Annotated in this window: 10 protein-coding genes; 6 read left to right on the top strand and 4 right to left on the bottom strand. The window is 70.1% G+C overall.

The features are described from left to right. Window positions 1-86 precede the first annotated feature (86 nt). Window positions 87-500: an acyl-CoA thioesterase gene (locus tag ACILRF_RS11875; protein WP_395673129.1), complete on the top strand. Its 414-nt coding sequence runs from the start codon at window positions 87-89 to the stop codon at window positions 498-500. Here ACILRF_RS11875 and ACILRF_RS11870 read toward each other — a convergent pair. Then, on the bottom strand, window positions 497-1459 hold the full coding sequence (locus ACILRF_RS11870) for a LysR substrate-binding domain-containing protein (protein WP_395673127.1): 963 nt from the start codon (window positions 1457-1459) through the stop codon (window positions 497-499). The genes ACILRF_RS11875 and ACILRF_RS11870 overlap by 4 nt on opposite strands. A gap of 154 nt (window positions 1460-1613) precedes the next feature. Between ACILRF_RS11870 and gabT the strand changes: the two genes are divergently transcribed. From gabT to ACILRF_RS11850, 4 genes are all read left to right on the top strand, one after another. Next, window positions 1614-2936, top strand: coding sequence for a 4-aminobutyrate--2-oxoglutarate transaminase (gene gabT, locus ACILRF_RS11865; RefSeq protein WP_395673125.1), 1323 nt, complete (start codon window positions 1614-1616; stop codon window positions 2934-2936). Continuing rightward, window positions 2933-4432, top strand: a complete 1500-nt coding sequence (locus ACILRF_RS11860; RefSeq protein WP_395673123.1) for an NAD-dependent succinate-semialdehyde dehydrogenase — start codon at window positions 2933-2935, stop codon at window positions 4430-4432. The genes gabT and ACILRF_RS11860 overlap by 4 nt, the downstream gene beginning before the upstream one ends. 180 nt (window positions 4433-4612) lie before the next feature. After that, window positions 4613-6172 carry an AMP-binding protein gene (locus ACILRF_RS11855; RefSeq protein WP_395673121.1) on the top strand — a complete coding sequence of 520 codons (1560 nt, stop codon included), beginning with the start codon at window positions 4613-4615 and terminating at the stop codon, window positions 6170-6172. Continuing rightward, the gene (locus ACILRF_RS11850; protein ID WP_395673120.1) at window positions 6169-7377 is read left to right on the top strand and encodes a thiolase family protein; all 1209 of its coding nucleotides are present in this window, start codon (window positions 6169-6171) and stop codon (window positions 7375-7377) included. Before ACILRF_RS11855 ends, ACILRF_RS11850 begins: the two co-directional genes overlap by 4 nt. A 6-nt stretch (window positions 7378-7383) precedes the next feature. Here the strand turns inward: ACILRF_RS11850 and ACILRF_RS11845 are convergent, their stop codons facing one another. Genes ACILRF_RS11845 through mutT form a run of 3 tightly spaced genes read right to left on the bottom strand, consistent with a single transcriptional unit; the run spans window position 7384 to window position 8206 of the window. Beyond that, the gene (locus ACILRF_RS11845) at window positions 7384-7614 is read right to left on the bottom strand and encodes a secondary thiamine-phosphate synthase enzyme YjbQ (RefSeq protein WP_395673131.1); all 231 of its coding nucleotides are present in this window, start codon (window positions 7612-7614) and stop codon (window positions 7384-7386) included. Beyond that, complete coding sequence (locus ACILRF_RS11840; RefSeq protein WP_395673118.1) at window positions 7611-7799, bottom strand: YjbQ family protein; 189 nt, start codon at window positions 7797-7799, stop codon at window positions 7611-7613. The genes ACILRF_RS11845 and ACILRF_RS11840 overlap by 4 nt, the downstream gene beginning before the upstream one ends. Then, the gene (mutT, locus tag ACILRF_RS11835; protein ID WP_395673116.1) at window positions 7799-8206 is read right to left on the bottom strand and encodes an 8-oxo-dGTP diphosphatase MutT; all 408 of its coding nucleotides are present in this window, start codon (window positions 8204-8206) and stop codon (window positions 7799-7801) included. The genes ACILRF_RS11840 and mutT overlap by 1 nt, the downstream gene beginning before the upstream one ends. Before the next feature lie 338 nt (window positions 8207-8544). Between mutT and ACILRF_RS11830 the strand changes: the two genes are divergently transcribed. Next, window positions 8545-9109: DEAD/DEAH box helicase (locus ACILRF_RS11830; protein ID WP_395673114.1), on the top strand; the 565-nt coding region annotated here is incomplete at its 3' end.

Below are 9109 nucleotides of genomic sequence, written 5' to 3'. Positions count from 1 at the left end.
CGCTGGATTCAATCGCCTCACCCGTTGCACCAGGGAGGTGCAGCGCACACACCCGCCCCGTCGCCGCGCCACGCTAAGGAGCCCGCATGCTGTCCAACACCCTCGACCGCCGCATCGAATGGGGCGACTGCGATCCGGCCGGAATCGTCTTCAATCCCCGCTACTTCGCCTTCTTCGACCATGGCTCGGCCATGCTGATCGAGGCGGCGGGCTGGACGAAGCCGGTGCTGATCCAGACCTTCGGCATCGTCGGCATCCCACTCGTCGACACACGCGCCAAGTTCCTCGCTCCCTGCGCATTCGGCGACGACGTGAAGATCACCAGCACCTTCGTGGAGGTCCGCCGCTCGAGCTTCGACATCCGGCATGAACTGCGCCGGGGCGACCTGCTCTGCGTCGAGGGGCTGGAGACCCGCGTCTGGACCGGTCGTGACCTGGAATCCGGCCGCCTCAAGTCGGCGCCGATCCCCGAGATCGTTATCGAGCGGATGAACGGTTAGGCGGTCCAGCCGCTCTCCCGGATCAGCGCCGCTTCCTCCTGCGCCGTCACCGCCAGCGGCTCCGACAACCACTGGCGGAACTTGGCGAAGTTGCCGCGCTCCCAGGCCTCGGCGCGAGCGGCCAGCGTGTAGGCCCCGAGCCGCACGGCTCGGAAGGCGGCGTTGCCCCGGCCGATCGGGACGAGCCGCCCCTCGCTCAGGTCCTCGGCCGCCAGATAGTAGTTGGTCAGGGCGATCCCCTGCCCTTCGCGCGCCGCCCCGAGCGAGATGTGAGCCTGCCAGAGCCGTGCGGCCGGCGGCTTCAGCGGCCCGGCCACCGCCTGGCGCTCGAACCACAGGCGCCATTCGAGATCGGACTCCTCGTGCAGCAGCGGCAGCGCCAGGAGGTCGGCCGGCTGATGCACCCGGTCGGTCACCGCCGCCGCCAGCTTCGGGCTGGCGACCGGGAACACGAAAGGCCTCGCGATCTCGGCGATCCGCACCTGCGTCCCGACGGGCCGGCGCGCCCCGTCGGCTGCGAAGCGGATGTCGGCGTCCGCCTGGTGATGCTCGATGGCCGGGCTCGCGTCGGTTGGGCGCAGGTCCAGCGCCACGGCCGGATGCAGGCTGCTGAAGGTCCGAAGCCGCGACGTCAGCCACAAGTAGGCGAACCCAGGCGCGCACCACACCTCGAGCCGCGAGCCCTGCAGCCGCATCAGCGCGTCCGTGGCCCCGCCGAGTTCGTCGAGGGCGTAGGCGACCCGCGCGTGATACTCCCGCCCGGCCGCCGTCAGGCCGCCGTTTTCGCGGTCGATCAGCATCAGGCCGAACCACGCCTCGAGCGTATGGAGATGACGGCTGACGACGGCGTGGGTGACCCCCAGCGCCTGTGCGGCGCGGCGAACGCCGCCGGCCCGGCCGTAGGCGTCGAACGCCCGCAGGGCAGCGTAGGGCGGCAGGGGCGCGCGCTTGGCGTCCATGCGTCCAGCCTAGCTCAAGTGGTTACCTGAAGTCACCACTCCCGACACGATTGTCGTCTCGCGCAGGAGACTTCGAGGGAGTAAATTGCTGGCCTGACCCTCATTTCCCTTGGCGTCGACAGCAGCGACGCTCCTGGCTCCGGAGACACTCATCATGGCCACCAACGCCGACTTCGCCGCCCGCCGCGCCCGCGCCGTTCCCCGTGGCGTCGGTTCCGCCACCGCCGTCTACGCCGAGCGCGCCCTCAACGCCGAGCTGTGGGACATCGAGGGCCGGCGCTACATCGACTTCGCGGCCGGCATCGCCGTGGTCAACACCGGTCACCGTCACCCGAAGGTGATGGCCGCCGTCGCCAAGCAGTCCGAGCGCTTCACCCACACCGCCTGGCAGGTCGCTCCGTACGACGTCTACGTCGAGCTGGCCGAGCGCCTGAACGAGGTCGCGCCGTTCAAGGGCGACGCCAAGACCATCTTCTTCACCACCGGCGCCGAAGCCACCGAGAACGCTGTGAAGATCGCCCGCGCCGCCACCCGCCGCTCGGCGGTCATCGCCTTCACCGGCGGCTTCCACGGCCGCACGCTGCTGGCCTCGGCCATGACCGGCAAGGTCCTGCCCTACAAGCGCGGCTTCGGCCCGATGCCGAGCGAGATCTACCACATCCCGTTCCCCACCGGCCGCGACGGCAACACGCTGGAAGCCAGCCTCAAGGCGCTGAACTACCTGTTCGCGGCCGATGTCGAGCCCGAGCGCGTCGCCGCCATCATCCTCGAGCCGATCCAGGGCGAAGGCGGCTTCCACGTGGCCTCGCCGGAGCTGATGAAAGCTCTGCGCGAGATCTGCGACACCCACGGCATCCTGCTGATCGCCGACGAGGTTCAGACCGGCTTCGCCCGCACCGGCAAGCTCTTCGCGGTCGAGCATTCCGGCGTCGAGCCCGACCTCGTCACCGTCGCCAAGGCCCTCGGCGGCGGTTTCCCGATCTCGGGCGTCATCGGCCGCGCCGAGATCATGGACGCCTGCGAGCCGGGCGGCCTGGGCGGCACCTACGCCGGCTCGCCGCTGGCCTGCGCCGCCGCGCTGGCGGTGCTGGACGTCATCAAGGAAGAGAACCTCGTCGCCCGCGCCGAGACCCTCGGCCAGCGCCTGCGCAGCCGCGTCGAAGCCATCGCCGGCAAGGCGGGCGCCGTGCGCATCGCCAACGTCCGCGGCAAGGGCTTCATGGTCGGCTTCGACATCCTCGACGCCGACGGCAAGCCGGACGGCGCTGAAGCCAAGGCGGTCTGCGCCCGCGCCCTCGAGGCCGGCCTGATCCTGCTGACCTGCGGCACCCAAGGCGAGGCCATCCGCGTGCTGGCCCCGCTGACCATCGAGGACGCGATCTTCGAGGAGGGTCTCAACGCCCTCGAACGCGCCCTGAACCCCAAAGCCCCGGCCTCCGCGGCCGAGACCCTGAAGCAATCGAGCGAACTGGCATGAACATCGCCGTGAAGTTCGGCGGCGGCGAGTTGGCCGCCGCCCTCGGCCTCAAGAACGCCGACCTGCTGCGGAGCGAAAGCTTCATCGGCGGTCGGTGGGTCGGCGGCGACGCCGAGCGCATCCCGGTCACCAACCCGGCCGACGGCCAGCCCGTCGGTTCGGTCCCGAACCTGAACGCCGACGCCGCCGAACAGGCGGTGACGGCGGCGCACGCCGCCTTCCCGGCCTGGAAGGCGCTGACCGGCAAGGACCGCGGCGCCATCTTGCGTCGCTGGCACGACCTGATCCGCGACAACGCCGAGGACCTCGCCCGGCTGATGACTGCCGAACAGGGCAAGCCCCTGGCCGAGGCCCGCGGCGAGGTGCTTTACGCCGCCTCGTTCCTCGAGTGGTTCTCAGAAGAAGCCAAGCGGGTGCGCGGCGACGTGATCACCCCGCATGCCGCCGACAAGCGCCTGGTCGTGACCAAGCAGCCGGTTGGCGTCGTGGCCGCGATCACTCCCTGGAACTTCCCGCTGGCGATGATCACCCGCAAGGCCGGTCCCGCCCTGGCGGTCGGCTGCACCATGGTGCTCAAGCCGTCGGAGCTGACCCCGTTGTCGGCGCTGGCGCTGGCCCGCCTCGCCGAGGAAGCCGGCGTTCCGGCCGGCGTGTTCAACGTCGTCACCGGCGACGCCGCCTCGATCGGCTCGGTCCTGACCGGCGACTTCCGCGTGCGGAAGTTCACCTTCACCGGCTCGACCGGCGTCGGCAAGATGCTGGCCGCCAAGTGCATGGACACCGTCAAGCGCGTCTCGCTGGAGCTGGGCGGCAATGCGCCGTTCATCGTCTTCGACGACGCCGACCTGGACGCCGCGGTCGACGGGGCCATCGCCTCGAAGTTCCGCAACACCGGCCAGACCTGCGTCTGCGCCAACCGCTTCCTGATCCAGTCCGGCATCTATGACGCCTTCGCCAAGCGGCTGGCGGAAAAGGTCTCGGCCATGGTCGTCGGCCCGGGGCTTTCCGGCCCGACCGACCAGGGTCCGCTGATCGACGACCGCGCGGTCGCCAAGGTCCGCAGCCACGTCGAGAACGCAGTCGGCGGCGGAGCCAGGGTGCTGACCGGCGGCCAGCAACCCGACCTCGGCGGCTTCTTCTACGCCCCGACCGTCCTCGCGGACGTGCCGGCCGACGCCCTCATCTGCCGCGAGGAGACCTTCGGCCCGGTCGCCGGCCTGGTGAAGTTCGAGACCGAAGCCGAAGCCGTCGCGATGGCCAACGACACCCGCGCCGGCCTCGCCGCCTACTGCTTCACCCGCGACGCCAGCCGCGCCTGGCGGATGGGCGAGGCGCTGGAGTACGGCATGGTCGGGATGAACACCGGCCTGATCTCCACCGAGGTCGCCCCGTTCGGCGGCGTCAAGGAATCCGGCCTCGGCCGCGAAGGCTCCCACTACGGGGTCGACGACTACCTCGAGATCAAGTTGGTCTGCGCCGCCGTGACCTCGGCGTAAGGCCCGGGTCGCCTGGCTCGCGAGGGCCAGGCGACCGCCTCTTCGGCGCAACGAGGCTGCGCACCCCCCCCTTCGGCGTTTCGACATCACGGGCGGCGTTCGCGCGCGAGCCTCCGATTGCGTCTTTGCCGCCCGGGTTGTAACTGTTGCTAACAATCAGCGGTGCATCATAGGGCGGACGTGGTGGTCAAAGACGGCGAAGCGCAGTTCGGTTGGCTGACGCGCGACGTGCTTCAGCGTCAGGTCGCCCTGCGCCCGGACAAGCTGGCCGTCCAGGACCTCAGCCGAGGCCGACGCCTGACCTACCGCCAGCTCGACCAGGACGTCGCCCGCTGCGACGGCCTGCTGCAGCGGCTGCTGACGCCGGGGGCCCGGGTGGCGCTTCTGGCCCGCAATTCGATCCACCACTTCACCCTGTTCTACGCCTGCCAGCGTTCCGGCGCGATCTTCCAGCCGCTGAACTGGCGCTTATCGGGCCCGGAACTCGCGGTCCTGATCGAGGACGCCCAGCCCGAACTGTTGATCTACGAGGCCGAGTTCGAGTCCCAGGCGACCGCCGCGATCGCTTCCGCCGCCCCGCACCAGCTGATCCGGATCGACGGCGATGATGATCCCCTCGCCCGCATGATCGCCGCCGAGCCGCCGGCCCACTTGCGCCCGATCGCGCCGGAGGCGCCCTGCGGCCTGCTCTACACCTCCGGCACCACCGGCCGGCCGAAAGGCGTGATCATGACGCCGCGGACTCAGTTCTTCGCGGCCCTCAACTACACCTTCGTCGGGGAGATGGCGCCCGAGCACGCCCAGCTCTGCGACGTCCCGATGTTCCACGTAGTCGGCCTGCTGGCGGTCATGCACGGCAGTCTGCTGGCCGGGGCCACCATCCATCTCAGCGACCGCTTCGCACCCGCCGACACCCTGCGCCGGCTGGCCGACCCGGCGCTCGGCGTGACCCACTATTTCTGCGTGCCGCAGATGGCCCAGGCGCTCCTCGAGGACCCCGCCTCCGCCGGCGTCGATCTCCACGGCCTGCGGGTGTTCACCGGCGGCGCCCCGATGTCGGCCGAGCTGACCCTGGCTCTCGTGGAGCGCGGCGCGCGACCGTCGAACGGCTACGGCATGAGCGAGAACGGCACCATCCTTGGCGTGCCCCTTGACCCTGATATCGCCCGTCGCAAGGCCGGCTCGGCCGGCGTCGCGGCCCCCGCCGCCGAAATCCGGCTGGTCGGCCCTGACGGTGCGGACGTCGCCGACGGCGAGGTCGGCGAGGTCTGGCTGCGCGGCCCGTCGATCACGCCCGGCTACTGGAACCAGCCGGAGGCCACCGCCAAGGCCTTCGAAGGCGAGTGGTTCCGCAGCGGCGACGCCGCGCGCCGGGATGCGGACGGCTTCTACTTCATCGTCGACCGCTGGAAGGACATGTACATCACCGGCGGCGAGAACGTTTATCCGGCCGAGGTGGAGGCGGTGATCGCCGCCATGCCACAGGTCGCGGAGGCCGCCGTGGTCGGCGTGCCCGACAGCCGCTGGGGCGAATGCGGCTGCGCCTATGTCGTGGTCCGCGCCGGCGAGGCTTGCACGGCCGACGACGTCCTCGCAGCCTGCGACGCCCGCCTTGCGCGTTACAAGCGCCCGTCCCACGTGCGCTTCATCGAGGCCCTGCCCCGCACCGCCTCCGGCAAGATCCAGAAAGACAACCTGCGGCGCCTGTTCGCCGCCGAGCACGAGAAGACCCCGGCATGAGCTTCGATCGCGTTGAGATTCCCTACGGCGCCTATTGGTCGACGCCGTTCGCCAAGTGGCAGGGCGCGCTGCAGCACCTGCACTCCATGAAGCTCGCCGCCCACGTGGCCAAGGCCGAGCTCGCCAAGCGCAACATCGACCCGAAGTCCTTCGACACCGGCGTCCTGGGCCTGACCAACAACCAGTACCAGTCGTTCTACGGCGCCCCGTGGCCGCTGCACGAGATCGGCGCGACCCACACGCCGGGCCACATGATCACCCAGGTCTGCGCCACCGGCGCGCGGGTCGTGTTCGCCGGCGCCTCGGAGATCCAGCTCGGCATGGCGCAGCAGGCGCTGATCCTGGCCGCCGACCGCTGCTCGAACGGGCCGCACATCTACTATCCGGCGCCGAAGGGCCCGGGCGGCTACGGTCAGTCGGAGGACCAGGTCCTCTACAACATGATGAACGACGCCATCGGCGGCCACTCGATGCTGACCACGGCGGAGAACGTCGCCAAGAAGTTCGGCGTTACCCGCGAGGAGGCCGACGCCGTCACCCTGCGCCGCTTCGAACAGTACCAGGACGCCCTCGCCAACGGGAACGCCTTCCAGAAGCGCTACATGACCCTGCCGTTCTCGGTGCCGAAGCCGAACTTCAAGGCGGAGGACACGGTGATGACCGGCGACGAGGGCGTCTTCCCGACCACCGCCGAGGGCCTCGCCAAGCTGAAACCCGTGCTTGAGGGCGGCGTCGTCACCTTCGGCAGCCAGACCCACCCGGCCGACGGCAATGTCGGCATGGTGCTGACGACGCCGGAGCGCGCCGCGGAGCTGTCGTCCGATCCCTCCATCCGCGTCCGCCTTCGCGGCTTCGCTCAGGGACGCGCCGACCTCGGCTACATGCCCGAGGCCCCCATCCTCGCCAGTCAGAAGGCGCTGGACGCCGCCGGCGTGAAGATCTCGGACATTGCGGCGATCAAGTCGCACAACCCGTTCGCGGTGAACGACGTCGCCTTCGCCAAGGCCACCGGCGTCGATGTGATGAGCCTCAACAACTACGGCTCGTCGCTGATCTGGGGCCACCCCCAGGGGCCGACCGGCCTGCGGGCCATCGTCGAGCTGATCGAGGAACTTGCGATCCGCGGCGGCGGCCTTGGCCTCTTCCAGGGCTGCGCCGCCGGCGACAGCTCCATGGCGGCGGTGATCGAGGTCTCCAGCCGCTAAGCCGACCTAGTCGCCGAGGAGGTGCAGCGCCACCTCCCGGCGATGCGGCCGGGACCGGTGCTCGAACAGGTAGATCCCCTGCCAGGTCCCGAGCGCCAGCCGCCCGCCGACCAGCGGGATCGACAGCTGCGTCTGGGTCAGGGCCGCCCGCAGGTGAGCCGCCATGTCGTCGGGCCCTTCCTCCTGGTGGCGATAGGTTGGGCTCTCCGGCGCGAGGCCGGCGAAGAAGTCGGTCAGGTGCGCGCCACGTCCGGGTCGGCGTTCTCCTGGATCAGCAGGCTGGCCGAGGTGTGCCGGCAGAACAGCGTCAACAGTCCCGTCTGCATCCCCTGCCCGCCGGTCCAGGCGACCACCTCGCGGGTGAACTCGTGCAGCCCCGCGCCCCGCGTCGCGACCGCCAGGGTGTGCGCCGCCTGGCGCATCAGATCAGGTCCCGCAGCCACGCGACTAGCGGCGCGTCGGCCGGCGGCATCGGATAGTCGCCGAGCCGCATCGGCTTCACCCACGCCATCGCCTTGTGCTCGCGGTTCTCCGGTCGCCCCTCCCAGCGTCGCACGAGATACAGCGGCATCAGCAGGTGGAAGCTCTCGTACTCGTGGCTGGCGAAGACGAACGGAGCCAGGCAGGCCTGGCTGACGCGGATGCCCAGTTCCTCCTCGAGCTCGCGGATCAGGCAGGCCTCGGGCGTCTCGCCCGCCTCGACCTTGCCGCCGGGAAACTCCCACAGGCCGGCCAGCGCCTTGCCCTCCGGCCGCTGGCAGATCAGCACCCGGCCGTCGGCGTCGACGAGGGCGGCGGCGGCCACCAGAAGCATCGGCTTTTCGCTCATGACGCGGCCATACCCTCCTCTCCCGCGCGAAGCGAGAGGGAGCGCACCCGGCAGTGGGAAAAGCCGCCCGCCGCGCCTGGCCCCCGCTCGCGACGCTCGGCGCGGACGAGGCCCAAGCCTTGACTTTTGGCGCAAGAACAACGATCTGCCTGCTGCGCCCGCCATACGGCGCTATCGGCGCTCCAGCCGCGTGGGGTCATTTCCGACCCAGCCTGTCGAGCGTTTGAGAGACTTCTCATAGATCGCCCATCACGCGGGGCGCTTCCCAACGACCCCGCGCCCCGCGCCCTCGGCAGCTGTCGAGACGGCGCGCTCGGCGCATACGCGAAAGACTGACTTTGACCCAATTCACCGACCTCGGCCTCGCCAAGCCGCTGCTCAAGGCGCTGGCCGACCAGGGCTACACCACGCCGACCCCGATCCAGGCTCAGGCCATCCCGGGCGTCATGGACGGCCGCGACCTGCTGGGCATCGCCCAGACCGGCACCGGCAAGACCGCCGCCTTCGCCCTGCCGATCATCCATCGGCTGATGGAGAACCGCCGGCCGGCGCCGCAGAAGAGCGCCCGCGTGCTCGTTCTGTCGCCGACCCGCGAACTCGCCACCCAGATCGGCGAGAGCTTTAAGGCCTACGGCCGTCACATGGGCCTGACCGTCGCCGTCGTGTTCGGCGGCGTGAAGTACGGCGCCCAGATGAAGGCGCTGGCTCCGGGCGTCGACGTGCTGGTCGCCACCCCCGGCCGCCTGATCGACCACATCCAGGAAAAGACCATCTCCCTGCACGGCGTCGAGACCTTCGTCCTCGACGAGGCCGACCAGATGCTCGACATGGGCTTCATCGTGCCGATCCGCCGGATCGTGAAATTCCTGCCCAAGCAGCGCCAGAACCTCTTCTTCTCGGCCA

It is taken from the genome of Phenylobacterium sp. (assembly GCF_044236515.1).
Taxonomy (GTDB): domain Bacteria; phylum Pseudomonadota; class Alphaproteobacteria; order Caulobacterales; family Caulobacteraceae; genus Phenylobacterium.
Note: the sequence above shows the minus strand (reverse complement) of the source record. Positions and strands in the feature narration are given on the sequence as shown.

Coding starts and splice junctions, on each gene's coding strand:
- ACILRF_RS11875 (WP_395673129.1), top strand. CDS start 87: ATGCTGTCCAACACCCTCGACCGCCGCATCGAATGGGGCGACTGCGAT.
- ACILRF_RS11870 (WP_395673127.1), bottom strand. CDS start 1,459: ATGGACGCCAAGCGCGCGCCCCTGCCGCCCTACGCTGCCCTGCGGGCG.
- gabT (WP_395673125.1), top strand. CDS start 1,614: ATGGCCACCAACGCCGACTTCGCCGCCCGCCGCGCCCGCGCCGTTCCC.
- ACILRF_RS11860 (WP_395673123.1), top strand. CDS start 2,933: ATGAACATCGCCGTGAAGTTCGGCGGCGGCGAGTTGGCCGCCGCCCTC.
- ACILRF_RS11850 (WP_395673120.1), top strand. CDS start 6,169: ATGAGCTTCGATCGCGTTGAGATTCCCTACGGCGCCTATTGGTCGACG.
- ACILRF_RS11840 (WP_395673118.1), bottom strand. CDS start 7,799: ATGCGCCAGGCGGCGCACACCCTGGCGGTCGCGACGCGGGGCGCGGGG.
- mutT (WP_395673116.1), bottom strand. CDS start 8,206: ATGAGCGAAAAGCCGATGCTTCTGGTGGCCGCCGCCGCCCTCGTCGAC.